Genomic DNA, 18,192 nt, shown 5'->3' with positions numbered 1-18,192 from the left:
TTGAAACTGCTGATTCTCGACCGTGACGGAGTCATCAACTACGACTCCGACGCCTACATCAAGACGCTGGACGAGTGGGTGCCGATCCCTGGCTCGGTCGAAGCGATCGCGCAGTTGAGCAAGGCGGGCTGGACGGTGGCCGTGGCCACCAACCAGTCCGGCATTGCCCGTGGCTACTATGCGCTGGCAACCCTCGAAGCCATGCACGCGCGCCTGCGCGCGCTGGTGGCCGAGCAGGGTGGCGAGGTGGGTCACATCGTGTATTGCCCGCACGGGCCGGACGAAGGCTGCGATTGCCGCAAGCCCAAGCCTGGCATGCTGCGGGCGATCGCCGAGCATTACCAGGTCGGCCTGGAAGGCGTCTGGTTCGTTGGCGACAGCAAAGGTGACCTGGAGGCCGCCCTGGCCGTCGGTGCACAACCCGTGCTGGTGAAAACCGGCAAGGGCGAGCGGACCCTGGAAAAAGGCGTCCCGGAAACTACACTGATTTTCGACGATCTGGCAGCTATCGCCAGAGAACTAATTTAAACAGTGCGCCTTCGGGCGCATTTTTCTCAGGCGGGCATGCCCCGCAATGGTACAAGCCACTATGTCGATCCTGCAGGCGATCAGAATCTTTCTTTTTTACCTGCTGCTGGGCACCAGTTCGCTGCTGTGGTGCTCGCTGAGCTTCTTCGTCGCGCCGTTCCTGTCGTTCCCCAAGCGCTACAAGTTCATCAACGTGTACTGGTGCCGTTGCGCGTTGTTCCTGGTGCGCACCATCCTGGGTATCGACTACAAGATCACTGGCGCCGAGAACGTGCCTGATGAGCCTTGCGTGATCCTGTCCAACCACCAGAGCACCTGGGAAACCTTCTTCCTTTCCCAGTATTTCTCGCCGCTGAGCCAGGTGCTCAAGCGCGAGTTGCTGTACGTGCCGTTCTTCGGTTGGGCCATGGCCATGCTGCGGCCGATCGCGATCAACCGCGATAACCCCAAGGAAGCCCTGCGCCAGGTAGCCAGCAAGGGTGACGAGCTGCTCAAGCAGAAGACCTGGGTGCTGATCTTCCCGGAAGGCACTCGCGTGCCATTCGGCACCATGGGCAAGTTCTCCCGTGGCGGCACCGCGCTGGCAGTGAATGCCGGGCTGCCGGTGCTGCCGATTGCCCATAACGCCGGCAAGTTCTGGCCGAAGACCGGTTGGGGCAAGCGCGCTGGCACCATCGAGGTGGTGATTGGCGAACCGATGTACGCCAACGGCACCGGGCCACGGGCCATCGCCGAGCTCAACGACCGCGCCGCGGCATGGAACGAAGCGACCCAGCGGGCCATGGGTTCGCTGCCGCCAGCAGAGGAAAAACCCCAGGAACAGATGGCCTGACCATCTGTGGATAACTTGTGAACTGTTTTTGGATTAAAAGCTTGAAGTGATAGCTAAGTGTTTGAATTAGCTGTTTATTTCTGTGTATGACATTTTTCTGAAAATCGTGCATAAGTTTTTTCGGGGCATAAGAAAACCGGCTTTTACAGCCGGTTTTTTTATGGGCTCATGCGGGTGTGGGTGATCGGTGTAGGAGCGGCCTTGTGTCGCGATAGGGCTGCAAGGCAGCCCCAGCAATTTGCGCATCACTGCTGATGCCCCGGGGCCGCTTTGCGGCCCTTTCGCGACACAAGGCCGCTCCTACAAGAAGCCCGTGCCAACCGTCAGATCTTGTCGATATCCACGTCCTTGGTTTCTTTCAGGCAGAAAATCCCCACCACCAGGCTGACCCCGGTCACCAGCACCGGGTACCACAGCCCGTAGAAGATATCCCCGGTATACACCACCAGCGCGAACGACACCGTTGGCAGGAAGCCACCGAACCAGCCGTTGCCAATGTGGTAGGGCAGCGACATGGAGGTGTAGCGGATGCGGGTCGGGAACAGCTCGACCATCACCGCCGCCAGCGGGCCATAGGTCATGGTCGCGATCAGGATCATCGCCACGATCAGCACCACCACCATCACCTGGTTGACCTGCCCAGGGTCGGCCTTGGCCGGGTAGCCGGCCTGTTCCACCGCAGCACGCATGGCTGCTTCGTCGAAGCCGTTGATGGTCTTGTCACCGATGTTGACCACCACATCGCTGCCGGCCACATCCACCGAGCTGTACGGTAGGCCCTGCTTGACCAGGAAGGTCTTGACCTTGTCGCACGGGCTGTCGAAACGCGCCTTGCCCACCGGGTCGAACTGGAAGGTGCAGCCTTGCGGGTCGGCAGTGACAACGATCGGCGCCTGGCGGCTGGCCGCGTCGATCTGTGGGTTGGCGTAGTGGCTCAGCGCCTTGAACAGCGGGAAGTACAGCACCGTGGCCAGGAGCAGGCCGAGCATCAGGATCGGCTTGCGGCCAATACGGTCGGACAACCAGCCGAAGAACACGAAGAACGGCGCACCAATGACCACGCTGATGATCAGCAGGGTGTTGGCCTGGGCCGGGTCCATCTTCAGCATCTGGGTCATGAAGAACAGCACGTAGAACTGCGCCGTGTAGAAGGTCACGGCTTGCCCGGCGTTGATGCTGAACAGGGCGGTGAGCACCACTTTCAGGTTCGGCCAGGAGGTGAACGACTCACGGATCGGCGACTTGCTGACCTTGCCCTGGGCCTTCATTTTCACGAAGGCCGGCGACTCGTGCATGCTCATGCGGATCCAGGTGGAAATCGCCAGCAGCACGATCGACAGCAGGAACGGCAGGCGCCAACCCCAGGTTTCGAACTGGTCGCCACTGATATAGCGGCTACCCAGCACCACCACCAGCGACAACAACAGGCCAAGGGTGGCGGTGGACTGGATGAAACCCGTGTGGAAACCGCGCTTGCCGGGCGGTGCATGCTCGGCCACATAGGTGGCCGCACCGCCGTATTCACCACCCAGCGCCAGCCCCTGCAGCATGCGCAGGACCACCAGGATGATCGGTGCCGCGATGCCGATGCTGGCGTAGGTGGGCAACAACCCCACCGCGAAGGTGGACAGGCCCATCAGCACGATGGTGACCAGGAAGGTGTACTTGCGCCCGATCATGTCGCCCAGCCGGCCGAACACAAGCGCGCCGAATGGCCGCACCAGGAAGCCGGCGGCAAAGGCCATGAGGGCGAAGATGAAGGCGGTGGTGTCGTTCACGCCAGCGAAGAACTGCTTGCTGATGACCGCTGCCAGCGCACCATAGAGAAAAAAGTCATACCACTCGAAAACAGTCCCGAGGGATGACGCGAAAATGATCTTGCGTTCTTCACGACGGCTGGAGCTGCTGGCCGCCGCACCCTGCTCTTGGATGTAATCCGACATCGTTGCTGTCCTCGGCCCGCAGGCCACAGTGATTATTCTTGTTGTTCCACTGTCGGCAGCTTCTGACCGCCAGCTGCCGGTACTGCACGCACCCCGGGGTCAGGGCGTCGGTATCGCGTCTTCGTTCAGATAGGTCTGGGTGGCAGCTCCTTTGAGGATCAGTTGCGCCGCCTTCTCGGCGATCATCAGGGTGGGTGAACAGGTATTGCCGGAGGTGATCTGCGGCATGATCGAGGCGTCCGCCAAGCGCAGGCCAGGGATGCCGTGCACGCGCAACTGGTTATCCACAACGTCCAGTTCGCCATTGCCCATGCGGCAGGTGCCTACCGGGTGGAAGATGGTGGTGCCGATCTTGCCGGCGGCTTCGAACAGCTCTTCTTCGGTTTGCAGGGCTGGGCCCGGCAGGTATTCCTTTGGGTCGAACGCAGCGAGGGCAGGGGCCTGGACGATACGCCGGGTAAGGCGAATGGAATCGGCGGCAACACGCAGGTCCCGGGGGTCGCTGAGGTAGTTGGGGTCGATCAGCGGTGTGCTGTTCATGTCGCTGCTGCGGATATCGATACGCCCGCGGCTGGCCGGGCGCAGGTTGCACACCGAGGCGGTAAAGGCCGGGAACCTGTGCAGTGGCTCGCCGAAGCGCTCAAGTGACAGCGGCTGCACGTGGTACTGCAGGTTGGCGGTGGCCTGCTCCGGGCTCGAACGCACGAACGCACCCAGTTGGCTCGGCGCCATGGCCAGCGGGCCACTGCGGTCATAGAGGTAGCGCAGGCCCATGCCCATCTTGCCCCACAGGCTGTTGGCCATCTGGTTCAATGTACGGGTATTGCGGATCTGGTAGATCAGGCGCAGTTGCAGGTGATCCTGCAGGTTGCCGCCAACACCGGGCATGTCGTGACGCACGCCAATGCCCAGGCTTTCCAGTAACCGCCGCGGGCCGATGCCGGAGCGCTGCAGGATACCGGGAGAGCCCACAGCACCCGCACAGAGGATGATCTCGCGACGTGCCGCAAACTCGTGCCAGGCACCCTGCCAGAACGCCTTTACCGCCCGTGCACGGGTGTTGTTGAGCAGCACCTGGTCAACCTGAACGCCGGTCAGCACGGTGAGGTTGGGGCGGTCCTTGATCGGCCTCAGGAAAGCCTTGGAAGCGTTCCAGCGCACACCGCTGCGTTGGTTGACCTGGAAATATCCACAGCCCTGGTTGTCGCCGGTATTGAAGTCATCGACCTTGCCGATGCCGCTTTGCTCGGCGGCCTCACGGAAGGCATCGAGGATCGGCCAGCTGTAGCGCTGGCGCTCGACCCGCCATTCGCCATCACCACCGTGGTGCTCGCTGGCGCCGGCAAAGTGGCTTTCGCTGGCCTTGAACAACGGCAGTACGTCCTTCCAGGCCCAGCCGTCGTTGCCTTGCTCGGCCCAACGGTCGTAGTCGGCGGCCTGGCCGCGCATGTAGATCATGCCGTTGATAGAAGAGCAGCCACCCAGCACCTTGCCGCGTGGATAGCCCAGCGCACGACCGCCCAAGCCGGCCTGAGCCTCGGTCTTGAAGCACCAGTCGGTGCGCGGGTTGCCGATGCAATAGAGGTAACCGACGGGGATATGGATCCAGGGATAGTTGTCGCGCCCACCCGCTTCCAGCAGCAGCACTCGGCAGGAAGGGTCGGCGGACAAACGATTGGCCAACAGGCAACCGGCGGGACCGGCCCCTACGACCACGTAGTCGAAGACAGAATCGGCTGATGGCATGTGCAACCTCGGGCCTGATTATTATTCTTGTCCCGATCCATCTTAGTGAGTAATTTCGTGGAGGAAACACGAGATTTCGCGCAGCCGCTGTGCGTTTTAGCACAGCGATCATCACGGCAACGGCGCGGTCCTGTAGGAGCGGCCTTGTGTCGCGATGGGGCGCGCAGCGGCCCTGAGTCAGCACATGTGGTCCTTCAGGTAGACCGAGTTTGCTGAATTCAGGGCCGCTGCGCGCCCCATCGCGACACAAGGCCGCTCCTACAAAGGTTCGCGCGGTCTGGATGCATAGGGACAAGCATGTTCGACTGGAACGATCTGCGGTTTTTCCTCGAGTTGCAGCGCAGCGGCCGCCTGCTTACCGCCGCCAAGCGCCTCAACACCACTCACAGCACCGTGGCCCGGCACATCGAGAGCATCGAGCAAAGCCTGGGTACTGCGCTGTTCGTGCAGCATGCCCAGGGCTATGAACTGACCCCCTCGGGCCAGGCCCTGCTCAAGCACGCCGAAGCCATGGAAAACGTCGCCCTGCTGGCGCAGGAAGAAATCACCCAGGCCATCACGCCGCTGGGCAAAATTCGCCTGGGGGTGACCGAAGGCATCGGCATCATGTTCTTCACCCCGCGCATGAATGCGCTGTTCGACCGCTACCCCGGCCTGGAAGTGGAGCTGGTGGCAGTGCCGCGCTTCGTCAGCATCCTCAACCGCGAGGCGGAGATCAGCATCCACCTGGAACGGCCCAACGCCGACCTGCTGATCACCCGCAAGCTCACCGACTATCGCCTGGCCCTGTACGCCAGCCAGGACTACCTGGATCGCGCGCCCCCGCTGCGCAACCGCGAGGACCTGGCCCGGCACAGCTGGATCGGCTACGTCGACGACTTGCTGTTCAGCCAGGAACTGCTGTTTCTCAACAGCTTCTGCCGGGCCCCCAACGTGGTGTTTCGCAGCACCAGCGTGATCGCCCAGCAAACCGCCGCCCGCGCCGGGTTGGGCATCGCCGTACTGCCCAACTACATGGCCCGCCACGACCCGACGCTGGTGCGCGTGCTGCCTGGCGAAACCATCCAGCGCAGCTACTGGATCTGCACCCGCCGCGAACTGCACAAGTCGGTGCGCCTGCGGGTAGTGTGGGACTACCTGCTGGCGCTGTGCGCGGCAGAACAGAGCGAGCTGCTAGCCCAGTAGCGCCTTGCCGGCCAGCAGTAGGGCCGCAGCCCAACCGGCCACGGCAAACATCTGCTGCAAGCGCGGCCCGGCCAGCCTGGCCGCCAATGGCCGCGCCAGCAGCAGGCCGAGCACCGCACCGACGGCGAACGGGGCGCCAACCTGCCAGTGCATGACCCCTGCCAGGCTGGCGCTGACCACACTGCCGGTGGACACCAGTGCGATCACCGCCAGCGAAGTGGAGACGATGCTGGCCATGCGCAGGTTGGTGTAGCGGTTAAGGGCCGGGATGATGACAAAGCCACCACCCACGCCCAGCAGGCCGGACAGCAGCCCGGACAATGCGCCGGTGAAGGCCAGGGCGCGCGCGCAGGGCAGGGTCCAGCGCAAACGGCCCTGCAGCGGGTTCAGCACGCAGGGTTCGATGTAGCGATGGGCATCATTGGCTTCGCCGCGCAGCTCCTTGGCCGCCTTGCGCCAGATGCGCAGGCAGGCATACACCAACACCCCGGCGAACACCAACTGCAGCGGCGTGTTCGGCAGGCGGTGCGCCAGCATCAGCCCGAACGGCGCCGCTGCCACACCGATCAATGCGATGAACAGCGCCGCCCGATAGCGCACCAGGCCCTGCCGCAAGCCCAGCACAGCACCCACCGCTGCCGCCATGCCTACGGCCAGCAGGCCGACCGGTGCCGCCTCGACCATCGACAACCCCAGGCCGAACACCAGCAAAGGCACTGCGAGAATGCCACCGCCGGCACCGGTCAACGCCAGCACGGCACCGATGATCGCGCCCAGGCCCGCTCCCAGTATTTGATGTTCGATCACTGCCGGCCCTCGGCTACCAACGGCTGTGGCCGTGCCAGCCACTCGCGGCCCTTGAGCATGCCTTTCCAGTACAAGGGTGGCAGCACCTGCGCCTTGAGCAACCAGGCCAGACGCGTCGGCTTGCGGCCATCCAGCAACCAGTTGGGGAAGCTTGGAGCCAGCTTGCCACCATAGGTGAACTCGGCAAGGACGATCTTGCCGCGCTCGACGGTGAGCGGGCACGAGCCATAACCATCGTACTGGGCCAGGGTAGGCAACCTGCCCAGGGCCACCAGCACGTTGTTGGCCACGACCGGAGCCTGCTTGCGTGCAGCGGCGGCGGTCTTGGCATTGCTGGTGTTGGTCACGTCCCCAAGGGCATGGACATTGGTGAAGTGGCGATGGCGCAGGGTGTGCGGGTCGACATCGACCCAGCCGGCGCTGTCGGCCAACGGGCTTTCACGAATGAAGTCCGGTGCCACCTGCGGCGGTACCACGTGCAGCATGTCGAAGGCCTCGACACGGGTTTCGCTGCTGCCATCGGCCAAGGTGCGTACGAAGGTGGCGCGCTTGTTCGGGCCGTCCACGGCGACCAGGCGGTGGGAAAAATTGAGGTCCACGGCGTACTTGTCGATGTACTTCATCAGTGCGGGCACGTAGTCCGCCACTCCGAACAACACTGCGCCGGCATTGAAGAAGCTGGCTTTCACAGCCCCCAGGTGACCGTGCCGCAGCCAGTGGTCGCAAGACAGGTACAGCGCCTTCTGCGGCGCGCCTGCGCACTTGATCGGCATGGGCGGCTGGCAAAACAGGGCTCGGCCTTGCTTGAGCTTCTGTACCAGTTCCCAGGTGTAGGGCGCCAGGTCGTAGCGGTAGTTGGAGGTGACGCCGTTGCGGCCCAAGGTCTCGCTGAGGCCATCAATGGCCGCCCAATCCAGCTTGAGGCCGGGGCAGACCACCAACTGTTCATAACTGATCGCGCGGCCGCCTTCGAGGAGGACCAGTTGGCCCAGCGGGTCGAACCCCTGCACACGTGCCTTTATCCAGCGCACACCGCGCGGAATGGTCGAGGCCATGGTGCGGGCAGTGCTTGGCGCCTTGAACACACCGGCACCGACCATGGTCCAGCCGGGCTGGTAGTAATGCACTTCGGCGGGGTCGATCAAGGTCACATCCAGCGACGGGTCACGGCTGATCAGGCTGGAAGCGGTGGCGATTCCGGCAGCGCCGGCACCGACGATGACCACTTTGTGGTGGTCGGTATTGGCAGGGGACAACAAGGCAGGCATGGCGGTAAATCCTGTAAATCTGGTTATGGGGCAGGGCGGTCACAGCTTGTTCAGCGGAATCTTCAGGTAGCTCACACCGTTATCTTCCGGCGCGGGGAATTGGCCGCTGCGCATGTTCACCTGCACCGAAGGCAGGATCAGCACGGGCATGTCGAGGGTCTTGTCGCGGGCTTCACGCATGGCGACGAAGCTGTCCTCATCGATGCCCTGGTGGATATGAATATTGTTGGCGCGCTGCTCGGCCACGGTGGTGACGTACTGCATGTCACGGCCACCTGGCAGGTAGTCGTGGCACATGAACAGCCGGGTCTGGTCGGGGAAGGCCAGCAGGCGACGGATCGAGCGGTACAGGGTGCGGGCATCGGCCCCAGGGAAGTCGCAACGGGCGGTACCGTAGTCGGGCATGAACAAGGTGTCGCCGACGAACACCGCTGTCTCGCCGGCGTCCTCGATCATGAAGCTCATGCACGCAGGCGTGTGCCCCGGGGTGTGCAACGCGCGGGCATGCAGGTTGCCAATGCGGAAACCTTCCTCGTCCTCGAACAACACATCGAACTGGCTGCCATCGCGGGCGAAGCCAGGCTCGGCGTTGAACAGGGCACCGAAGACTTTCTGTACCTGGGTGATGTGTGCGCCGATGGCGGTATGGCCGCCAAGCTTTTCCTTCAAATAGGCCGCCGCCGAAAGGTGGTCGGCATGCACATGGGTTTCCAGCACCCACTGCACCTCAGCTCGCAGCTCCTTCACCCGGTCAATCAACTGGTCCGCAGAAGCCGTGCAGGTACACCCCGACTTGGGGTCATAGTCCAGGACACTGTCGATCAACGCACACTTGCGCGTTTCGCCGTCCATTACCAGGTAGCTGATGGTCGAGGTCGCCTTGTCGTAAAAAGCGTCCAGGTGCAGGTTGTTGCCGATGATCATCGCGTTCTCCAATTTATCCGCCCAGCCTTGTACAGGCGCAGGCAGTGCCAGGAGGTTTATCAAGATGCATGCCAGGCATTTTCCTGCGCTTGGGCCAATGAAACCGGCCCGTTGCTGACAATTGCCGACGACAGTGGCAGCGCAGATGGCAGTCGACTGTCAGCCAATGGCAGTGTTTGGCAGTCCTTGTTACCCTGCGCCGGTCATCCAATCGGTGCCGTCATGCCTGAAGCCCATCCCCTCATCCTAGCTTTGGTTTCCTATCTTGAGCACGATGCCCTGCCAACCATCGTGCTGGATACCGACTACAACATCCTGGCGGCCAACGCTGCCTATCGCCGCCAGTTCGGTCGCCATGAGCAGGCGCCGCTGGGTGAGAAATGCCACAAGGTCTCGCACCACTACGCCGTGCCTTGCGACCAGGCCGGCGAGCATTGCCCGATGCGCAAGGCGTGGCAAAGCAAGGTTCCAGAGCGGGTGTTGCACATTCATCACACGCCACGCGGCCCCGAGCATGTGGATGTCGAGCTGCGACCGATCCTGGATGAGCAGGGCAGGGTGGTGGCCTTTGTCGAACGCCTGACCAGCATCACCCTCGCGTCGGCGCAGCCTCAGGAGCAAGGCCTGGTCGGCCGGGCACCGGCGTTCAAGGCGGCCCTGGCCAGCCTGCAACGTGCGGCGCCGGCGCAGATCCCGGTGTTGCTGCAGGGAGAGTCAGGTACCGGCAAGGAACTGTTCGCCCGCGCGGTGCACGTGGGCAGCCCCAGGGCCAACGGCCCATTGGTGGTGGTCGACTGTACCGGCCTGACCGAGTCGTTGTTCGAAAGCGAGTTGTTCGGCTACGAGAAGGGCGCGTTCACCGGCGCCAACCAGCGCAAGATCGGCCTGGCTGAAGCGGCGCATGGCGGCACTCTGTTCCTCGATGAAATTGGCGAGGTACCGCTGGCGATGCAGGTGAAGCTGCTGCGCCTGATCGAGTCCGGCAGCTTCCGCCCGGTGGGTAGCCTGCGCACAGTGCATTCGGATTTTCGCCTGGTGTCGGCAACCCATAAACCGCTCAGGCAAATGGTCGCGGACGGCACCTTCCGTGAAGACCTGTACTACCGCATCAGCGGCTTCCCGATCCGTCTGCCGGCGTTGCGCGAACGGGTGGAAGACCTGCCCTTGCTCGCCCAGAGCCTGCTGCAGCGCATGGCTGGCAAACCGACGCCCAGGCTGAGCGACGAAGCTTTGCAGCAGCTTGGGCTGCATCCATTCCCGGGCAACATTCGCGAACTGCGCAACATTCTGGAAAGGGCGCGCTTGTTTGCCGATGACGGGCTGATCCGGCCCGAGCATTTGCCGGAGGATATTGGCCCGGCGGGGGCGATCAAGACAGGTGGCCGGCGCAATCACCTGGGTGAGCTGGCGCAGGCACTGGAACAGTTCAAGGGCTCGCGCAGTGAACTGGCCCGTCACCTTGGCCTGAGCGAGCGCACGCTGTATCGCCGGTTGAAGGAGCTTGGCCTGAATTGACGCGTTGGCTGTGCTGGCCGTATCGCCGGCAAGCCAGCTCCCACAGGTACTGTACAGGCCCCGAATACGGCGCAATACCCGCTCCCATAGTGATGGCGCTTCACGGACCTTTACCGGACCTTTACCTCTGTCCTGACATTAAGCGGGAATGATTGTGGTCTGATCAGTTAACCGAACCTGGCAGCCAGTCAGCTCTCGCCAGGCGTCAACATGCAGAGGACCGCAAAATGAAGAAAACCCTGACCGTGATCTGCGCCGCGCTCATGCTCAGCGCCCCCTTGGCTGGTTTCGCGCAGCCAGGCCCACCTGACCGGCATGATGGCGGCCCATCGCACCAGGGCAACCCACCGCATGGTCAGCCACAGTACCAAGGCCGACATGACAATGGCCACGGTCCCGCCTACCGCGACCCGAACTTCCGCCCACAACAGGGCATGCCGGTTCCGCATCAGCAGTGGCAGCGTGGCCATGTGGTTGACCCACATTACCGTGGCGACCGTTACTGGGTGACCGACTGGAAAGCACGCCACCTGTATGCGCCACCGCGTGATCACCGTTGGTTGTATGTGAACGGGGACTATGTGCTGGTGGCTATTGCCAGTGGTGTGATCGTGAACGTCCTCAGCGGTTACTGATTTCTACAGGCACTAAAAAGCCCGCTTCCGCGGGCTTTTTAGTGCCTGGCGATCTACACCGGATCAGAAGTCCAGGTTCGATACCGACAGCGCGTTGCTTTCGATGAAGTCACGACGCGGCTCGACCGCATCACCCATCAGGGTGTTGAAGATCTGGTCGGCTGCGATCGCATCCTCGATGGTGACCTTGAGCATACGGCGGACGGTTGGGTCCATGGTGGTTTCCCACAGCTGCTCAGGGTTCATCTCGCCCAGCCCTTTGTATCGCTGGATGGTGTGGCGCTTGGTGGTTTCGTTCATCAGCCAGTCCAGGCCTTCCTTGAACTCGACAATTGCCTTGCGGCGCTCACCGCGCTGCACGTAAGCACCTTCGCCCAACAAGCTGGACAGCTTGGCACCAATGTTGACTACGGTACGGTAGTCATTACTGCCGAAGAAGTCCCGGTTGAAGGTGACGTAGCTGGCCAGGCCGTGGGAGGTAACTTCCACTTCTGGCAACCATACGTTGCGCTCTTTGTCTTCGCGCAGGCTGGCTTTGTAAACCAGGCCGGACTTCTGGCTGTTGTTCAGACGTTCCTGGAACTGGGCCAGCCAAGCTTGCATCACAGCGTGGTCACCCAGCTGTTCCAGGCTCACCTCCGGCAGGTAGATGAAGTGCTCGGTCAGCTCTTCCGGGTACAAGCGCGACAGACGCTTGAGTGTCTTCATGACACTACGGAATTCATTCACCAATGCTTCCAGCTGTACACCGGAAACCGCTGGTGCCGACTCGTCCAGGTGCAGGCTGGCATCTTCCAGGGCCGACTGGGTCATGTACTCTTCCATGGCCTCGTCGTCCTTGATGTACTGCTCCTGCTTGCCTTTCTTCACCTTGTACAGCGGTGGCTGGGCAATGTAGATGTAGCCGCGCTCGACCAGCTCCGGCAGTTGACGGAAGAAGAAGGTCAGCAGCAGGGTACGGATGTGCGAACCGTCAACGTCAGCATCGGTCATGATGATGATGTTGTGATAACGCAGCTTGTCGATGTTGTACTCTTCGCGGCCAATACCGCAGCCCAGTGCAGTGATCAGCGTGCCCACTTCCTGGGACGAGATCATCTTGTCGAAGCGCGCTTTCTCGACGTTGAGGATTTTACCCTTCAACGGCAGGATCGCCTGGGTACGACGGTTGCGGCCTTGCTTCGCCGAGCCACCCGCGGAGTCACCCTCCACCAGGTACAGTTCGGAAAGAGCAGGGTCCTTTTCCTGGCAGTCCGCCAGTTTGCCTGGCAGGCCGGCAATATCCAGCGCGCCTTTACGGCGAGTCATTTCACGGGCTTTACGTGCCGCTTCACGGGCACGGGCAGCATCGATCATCTTGCCAACGACGGCCTTGGCCTCGTTCGGGTTTTCCAGCAGGAAGTCGGCGAAGTACTTGTTCATCTCCTGTTCCACGGCGGTTTTCACCTCCGAGGAGACCAGCTTGTCCTTGGTCTGCGAGCTGAACTTAGGGTCCGGCACCTTCACCGAGATGATCGCGGTCAGGCCTTCACGGGCGTCGTCGCCAGTGGTCGCCACCTTGTTCTTCTTGGCCAGGCCTTCCTGTTCGATGTAGCTGTTCAGGCTACGGGTCAGCGAGGAACGGAAGCCCACCAGGTGAGTACCGCCATCACGCTGCGGAATGTTGTTGGTGAAGCACAACAGGTTTTCGTTGAAGCTGTCGTTCCACTGCAGGGCGACTTCAACACCCACGCCATCGTCACGCTGGACGTTGAAGTGGAATACCTGGGAGTTGACCGGGGTCTTGTTGGTGTTCAGGTATTCGACGAACGCACGCAGGCCGCCTTCGTACTTGAAGAACTCTTCCTTGCCGCTACGTTCATCCTTCAGCAGGATGCCAACGCCCGAGTTGAGGAACGACAGCTCGCGGATACGCTTGGCCAGGATGTCCCAGCTGAAGTGGATGTTCTTGAAGGTTTCAGCCGAAGGCTTGAAGTGGATGTGGGTACCGGTGGTTTCGCTGTCACCGACAACCGCCATCGGCGCCTGTGGAACACCGTGAACGTAGGTCTGTTCCCAGATTTTGCCGCTACGGCGAACGGTCAGTACCAGTTTCTCGGACAGGGCGTTCACTACAGAAACACCTACGCCGTGCAGACCGCCGGATACCTTGTAGGAGTTGTCGTCGAACTTACCGCCAGCGTGCAGCACGGTCATGATGACCTCGGCTGCGGAAACGCCTTCTTCTTTATGCACGTCGACCGGAATGCCGCGACCGTTGTCGCGCACACTGATGGATTCGTCCGGGTGGATGATGACGGTGATGTCATCGCAGTGACCGGCGAGGGCTTCGTCGATCGAGTTGTCGACCACCTCGAAGACCATGTGGTGCAGGCCGCTACCATCATCGGTGTCGCCAATGTACATGCCGGGGCGCTTGCGCACGGCATCCAAACCTTTCAGCACCTTGATGCTGGAGGAGTCGTACGTTTGATTTTCGCTCATGCATTCACTCCCGATGGTCGTGGGTCTGGGTGATACGGCCTTGTTCCACGTGGAACAAAGCAACTGGCGTTTCCGTCTGCCAGCCTTCCCTCAGTAATTCGTGATCTACACAGGTGATGAACACCTGGCAGCGTAATTCTTCAAGCAAGCGACACAGCGCGCGGCGATGCTGGTCGTCCAGTTCGGACGGCAAGTCATCCACGAGATAAATACAGTGACCGCGGCGAGCCTGACTAACGAGGTGGCCTTGGGCAATGCGCAATGCGCACACCACCAGCTTTTGCTGACCACGCGACAGGATGTCGGCTGCATTGTTGGCAGCCAGACGAAGACGCAGATCAGCACGCTGCGGACCGGCCTGGGTGTGGCCCATCTGCTGATCGCGAAGGAGAGAGGAAGCGAGTACTTCTTGCAGTTCCCGGTCCTTGTCCCAGCCTCGGTAGTAGCTAAGGGTCAACCCGTCCAGCTCGACCAGTTCGCTCAGGGTTCGCTCGAAGACGGGCTTCAAGGCCTTGATGTAGTTGCGACGGTATTCATCTATTTCCGCGCTGGCCAGGCACAATTCCCGGTCCCAGGCGGCTTGCGAAGCTAGGTCAAGTGTACCATGCCGCAACCATGAGTTCCGCTGCCGCAGTGCCTTCTGCAGCCGTTGCCAGGCTGGCAGAAAACGAGGTTCCACGTGGAACACCCCCCAATCCAGGAACTGGCGGCGTATTTTCGGAGCGCCTTCCAACAAGCGGAAACTGTCTGGATTGATGAGCTGAAGCGGTAGCAATTCAGCCAGTTGCGCCGCACTCCGCGCATTCTGCCCATCGATGCGAATAGTGAACTCCCCCTGCCGCTCCCGGGATACACCCAGGTTACTGCTGCCACCCTCGGCCAATTGCACTTCGCCGAACACGGTACAGGCCGGTTGTTCGTACTGGATAACCGGGTTCAGGCGGGTGCTGCGGAACGAGCGCGCCAGCCCGAGCAGGTGCACGGCCTCAAGCACGCTGGTTTTGCCGCTGCCGTTGGCGCCGTAAAGGATGTTGATGCGGGGGGACGGTGAGAGTGTCACCGGGTGCAAGTTGCGCACCGCGGTGACCATGATACGTCGAAGAGACATTTCGCCTGCTACGGGTTACAGACGCATCGGCATGACAACGTAGGAAGAATCGTCATTGCCAGCTTCCTGCAGCAGGGCACTGCTGTTGGAATCAGACAGGATCAGACGAACTTGCTCGGTAGTCATTACGCCCAGCACGTCCAGCAGGTAGCTGACGTTGAAGCCGATCTCCAGCGAGCTACCTTCGTAGTCCACGCTGATTTCTTCTTCAGCTTCTTCCTGCTCGGGGTTGTTGGCCTGGATTTTCAGTTGGCCAGCAGCCAGTTGCAGGCGGATACCGCGGTACTTTTCGTTGGAAAGAATCGCAGTACGGCTAAAGGCTTCACGCAGCGCCTGGCGGTCGCCGACCACCAGCTTGTCACCGCCCTTGGGCAGTACGCGCTCGTAGTCCGGGAACTTGCCGTCCACCAGCTTGGAAGTGAAGGTGAATTCACCAGTGGTGGCGCGAATGTGGTGCTGGCCCAGGACGATGCTGACCATGCCTTCTGGGTCGGTCAGCAGGCGTGCCAGTTCGAGGATACCTTTGCGTGGCACGATGACCTGGTGGCGATCATCCTGCTCGATCGGTGCGCTCATGGAGCACAGCGCCAGGCGGTGACCGTCAGTGGACACAGCTCGCAGGGTGTTGCGGGAAACCTCCAGCAGCATACCGTTGAGGTAGTAGCGCACATCCTGCTGGGCCATGGCGAAACTGGTGCGCTCGATCAGGCGGCGCAGCTTGCTCTGTTCCAGGTTGCAGGTCAGCGAGCCCGGGCCTTCTTCCACGGTCGGGAAGTCATTGGCTGGCAGGGTCGACAGGGTAAAGCGGCTGCGACCGGCCTTGACCAACAGTTTCTGTTCGTCGACCTTGATATCGATCAGGGCGTCGTTAGGCAGGCTTTTGCAAATGTCCATCAGCTTGCGTGCCGGGACAGTGATTTCGCCAGGCTCGGCCGGCTCTTCCAGTTGCACGCGGCCTACCAGTTCGACTTCCAGGTCGGTACCAGTCAACGACAGTTGCTGGCCTTGCACGACCAGCAATACGTTGGACAGGACCGGCAAGGTCTGGCGGCGCTCGACGACACCGGCGACCAGTTGCAGGGGTTTCAACAGGGCTTCGCGTTGAATGGTGAAATGCATGGTCTAGTCCCTTGCCTTCAATTAGCTGCGCAGACGGCCATCAGGTCGTCAGCGTCCGCAGCAGGTTCTTGTAGTCCTCGCGGATGTCCGCGTCGGATTCCTTCAGTTCGTTGATCTTGCGGCAGGCGTGCAGCACGGTCGTATGGTCGCGACCACCGAACATGTCGCCGATTTCCGGCAGACTGTGGTTGGTAAGTTCCTTGGACAGCGCCATGGCCACCTGGCGTGGACGCGCCACGGAACGCGAACGACGCTTGGACAACAGATCGGAGATCTTGATCTTGTAGTACTCGGCGACGGTACGCTGAATGTTATCCACACTGACCAGCTTGTCCTGGAGCGCCAGCAGGTCCTTGAGCGACTCACGAATCAGTTCGATGGTGATGTCGCGGCCCATGAAGTGCGAGTGAGCGATCACCCGCTTCAATGCGCCTTCCAGTTCACGGACGTTGGAACGGATGCGCTGGGCAATGAAGAAGGCCGCGTCATGCGGTAGTTCGACCTTGGCCTGGTCGGCCTTCTTCATCAGGATCGCCACGCGGGTTTCCAGCTCTGGTGGCTCGACGGCAACCGTCAGGCCCCAACCAAAGCGCGACTTCAGACGCTCCTCCAGGCCTTCGATCTCCTTGGGGTAGCGGTCAGAAGTAAGGATTACCTGCTGACCACCCTCGAGCAGGGCGTTGAAGGTGTGGAAAAACTCTTCCTGCGAGCGCTCTTTACGGGCAAAGAACTGGATATCGTCGATCAGCAACGCATCCACCGAGCGGTAGAAACGCTTGAATTCGTTGATGGCGTTGAGCTGCAGCGCCTTGACCATGTCCGCGACGAAGCGCTCCGAATGCAGGTACACGACCTTGGCGTTCGGGTTCTTCTTCAGCAGGTGGTTACCCACAGCATGCATGAGGTGGGTTTTACCCAGGCCCACACCACCATAAAGGAAGAGCGGGTTGTAACCATGCTTGGGGTTGTCTGCCACCTGCCAGGCAGCCGCGCGCGCCAGCTGGTTCGACTTACCTTCGACGAAGGTGTCGAACGTGAAGGTGCGGTTCAGGTAACTGGTGTGTTTGAGCGCACCTTCAACCTGCACGGTGCGCTGTTCGGTCCGGGCACTGCCGGCCGACGCTGAAGCCGGCTCGGCCATGGCATCGAAGCTGTCACGCGAGGATGGCTCGGCCAGTTCATCGACCAGCACAGGCTCGGCAGCCGCCACGGCGACGGGTTCGACCGCTGCCGGCACTGCCTTCTGTGTCTGGCTCTGGGCCTGGGTCTGGGCCAGCGAGGCGGCCACCGCAGCACTTACTGGCGCGTTGGGTGCGGCACGTGGCGCAGAGCTGCGACGGCTGCCGATCAACAAGGAAAGGGCAGGCGCAATGCCGCTGCCGTTTTCGCCCAACAGCTCGAGCAAACGACCCAGGTACTTTTCATTGACCCAATCGAGAACGAAACGGTTAGGCGCATAGACGCGCAACTCGTCGCCTTCGGCTTCGACCTGTAGCGGACGGATCCAGGTGTTGAATTGCTGGGCAGGCAGTTCATCGCGCAGAAGCTCCACGCACTGCTGCCAAAGTTCCACTGACACGGATATCCCCTGAGTTTGAAAGCCGGATGAGGCAAAAACAAACCGCCATTGTACCGGTCGAGCGTTCAGTTATCCACATGTGGACACGTTAGGAACCATGACAAAACAGCCATTTATCGACCAAAACGGCTTCTTCGCACTGTGAATAAGCCCTGTGGATAAGCAGCCATGAGCGCTATGCACAACCCTGAGGTCAAGCCTGTTGATAACTCTGCTGTGGATAAGCAGCTATTTAATCCACAGCTTTTGACCACGAAGAAAACAAGCGCAGCACCGGTTGAGAACACAGTTGTAAAACTCTGTACAGCCCGGATTTTATGGCCTCAAGCAGGTTATCCACAGAAGGTTATCCACTTAAGATTTATAGATTCTTCAGAAAAGCTTTTTATATGTCTCTTCTTTTTTTTCATGTTGTCCCCAATTCGTGTGTCCGATCAAGCACCCTTCGGGGATGGACAAGCACGCACCGTCCATCACGTGCTCTATATGGAAAGACTGGTTGGAAATTGACCTACGGGC

At 61.1% G+C, this 18,192-nt stretch carries 15 protein-coding genes; 6 read left to right on the top strand and 9 right to left on the bottom strand.

The annotated features are described in order from the left end of the window. Entirely contained in the window at nt 1-528 is a 528-nt protein-coding gene (gene gmhB, locus C163_RS00070; RefSeq protein ID WP_025337180.1) for a D-glycero-beta-D-manno-heptose 1,7-bisphosphate 7-phosphatase, read from the top strand. A 46-nt stretch (nt 529-574) separates the two neighbouring features. Further along, entirely contained in the window at nt 575-1,360 is a 786-nt protein-coding gene (locus C163_RS00065; RefSeq protein WP_025337179.1) for a 1-acyl-sn-glycerol-3-phosphate acyltransferase, read from the top strand. 323 nt (nt 1,361-1,683) lie between these two features. On the opposite strand, the gene C163_RS00060 is transcribed toward C163_RS00065, so the two are convergent. Both C163_RS00060 and C163_RS00055 read right to left on the bottom strand, forming a co-directional pair. Further along, the gene (locus C163_RS00060) at nt 1,684-3,303 is read right to left on the bottom strand and encodes an MFS transporter (protein WP_025337178.1); all 1,620 of its coding nucleotides are present in this window, start codon (nt 3,301-3,303) and stop codon (nt 1,684-1,686) included. A 99-nt stretch (nt 3,304-3,402) separates the two neighbouring features. Then, the gene (locus C163_RS00055; RefSeq protein WP_025337177.1) at nt 3,403-5,049 is read right to left on the bottom strand and encodes a GMC family oxidoreductase; all 1,647 of its coding nucleotides are present in this window, start codon (nt 5,047-5,049) and stop codon (nt 3,403-3,405) included. Nucleotides 5,050-5,346: 297 nt separating this feature from the next. On the opposite strand from C163_RS00055, the gene C163_RS00050 reads away from it, so the two are divergent. Further along, entirely contained in the window at nt 5,347-6,234 is an 888-nt protein-coding gene (locus tag C163_RS00050; protein ID WP_013970255.1) for a LysR family transcriptional regulator, read from the top strand. On the opposite strand, the gene C163_RS00045 is transcribed toward C163_RS00050, so the two are convergent. Genes C163_RS00045 through C163_RS00035 form a run of 3 tightly spaced genes read right to left on the bottom strand, consistent with a single transcriptional unit; the run spans nt 6,223 to nt 9,233 of the window. After that, nucleotides 6,223-7,041 carry a sulfite exporter TauE/SafE family protein gene (locus tag C163_RS00045; protein WP_013970254.1) on the bottom strand — a complete coding sequence of 273 codons (819 nt, stop codon included), beginning with the start codon at nt 7,039-7,041 and terminating at the stop codon, nt 6,223-6,225. The genes C163_RS00050 and C163_RS00045 overlap by 12 nt on opposite strands. Further along, nucleotides 7,038-8,309, bottom strand: coding sequence for an FAD/NAD(P)-binding oxidoreductase (locus C163_RS00040; protein ID WP_025337176.1), 1,272 nt, complete (start codon nt 8,307-8,309; stop codon nt 7,038-7,040). The genes C163_RS00045 and C163_RS00040 overlap by 4 nt, the downstream gene beginning before the upstream one ends. Nucleotides 8,310-8,348: 39 nt before the next feature. Further along, nucleotides 8,349-9,233: an MBL fold metallo-hydrolase gene (locus C163_RS00035; protein ID WP_025337175.1), complete on the bottom strand. Its 885-nt coding sequence runs from the start codon at nt 9,231-9,233 to the stop codon at nt 8,349-8,351. A gap of 222 nt (nt 9,234-9,455) precedes the next feature. Here C163_RS00035 and C163_RS00030 point away from each other — a divergent pair, with 222 nt between their 5' ends. Both C163_RS00030 and C163_RS00025 read left to right on the top strand, forming a co-directional pair. Next, nucleotides 9,456-10,748, top strand: coding sequence for a sigma-54-dependent Fis family transcriptional regulator (locus C163_RS00030; protein ID WP_025337174.1), 1,293 nt, complete (start codon nt 9,456-9,458; stop codon nt 10,746-10,748). A gap of 227 nt (nt 10,749-10,975) precedes the next feature. Beyond that, complete coding sequence (locus C163_RS00025; RefSeq protein WP_025337173.1) at nt 10,976-11,383, top strand: RcnB family protein; 408 nt, start codon at nt 10,976-10,978, stop codon at nt 11,381-11,383. 63 nt (nt 11,384-11,446) lie between these two features. Here the strand turns inward: C163_RS00025 and gyrB are convergent, their stop codons facing one another. Genes gyrB through dnaA form a run of 4 tightly spaced genes read right to left on the bottom strand, consistent with a single transcriptional unit; the run spans nt 11,447 to nt 17,673 of the window. Beyond that, nucleotides 11,447-13,867 carry a DNA topoisomerase (ATP-hydrolyzing) subunit B gene (gene gyrB, locus C163_RS00020; RefSeq protein WP_013970249.1) on the bottom strand — a complete coding sequence of 807 codons (2,421 nt, stop codon included), beginning with the start codon at nt 13,865-13,867 and terminating at the stop codon, nt 11,447-11,449. 4 nt (nt 13,868-13,871) lie between these two features. Continuing rightward, entirely contained in the window at nt 13,872-14,975 is a 1,104-nt protein-coding gene (gene recF, locus C163_RS00015) for a DNA replication/repair protein RecF (protein WP_025337172.1), read from the bottom strand. Between the two features lie 15 nt (nt 14,976-14,990). After that, a complete protein-coding gene (gene dnaN / locus C163_RS00010) occupies nt 14,991-16,094 on the bottom strand; it encodes a DNA polymerase III subunit beta (protein WP_003260019.1) in 1,104 nt (367 codons plus the stop codon). A gap of 40 nt (nt 16,095-16,134) precedes the next feature. Then, nucleotides 16,135-17,673 (bottom strand): chromosomal replication initiator protein DnaA, encoded by a 1,539-nt coding sequence (gene dnaA, locus C163_RS00005; RefSeq protein ID WP_025337171.1) that lies wholly within the window; start codon nt 17,671-17,673, stop codon nt 16,135-16,137. Between the two features lie 168 nt (nt 17,674-17,841). Here dnaA and C163_RS26980 point away from each other — a divergent pair, with 168 nt between their 5' ends. Next, nucleotides 17,842-18,183, top strand: a complete 342-nt coding sequence (locus C163_RS26980; RefSeq protein WP_155951600.1) for a hypothetical protein — start codon at nt 17,842-17,844, stop codon at nt 18,181-18,183. Nucleotides 18,184-18,192 lie beyond the last annotated feature (9 nt).

The sequence above is a fragment of the Pseudomonas sp. FGI182 genome (assembly GCF_000511325.1).
In the GTDB taxonomy this organism is placed as follows: Bacteria; Pseudomonadota; Gammaproteobacteria; order Pseudomonadales; family Pseudomonadaceae; genus Aquipseudomonas; species Aquipseudomonas putida_Z.
Note: the sequence above shows the minus strand (reverse complement) of the source record. Positions and strands in the feature narration are given on the sequence as shown.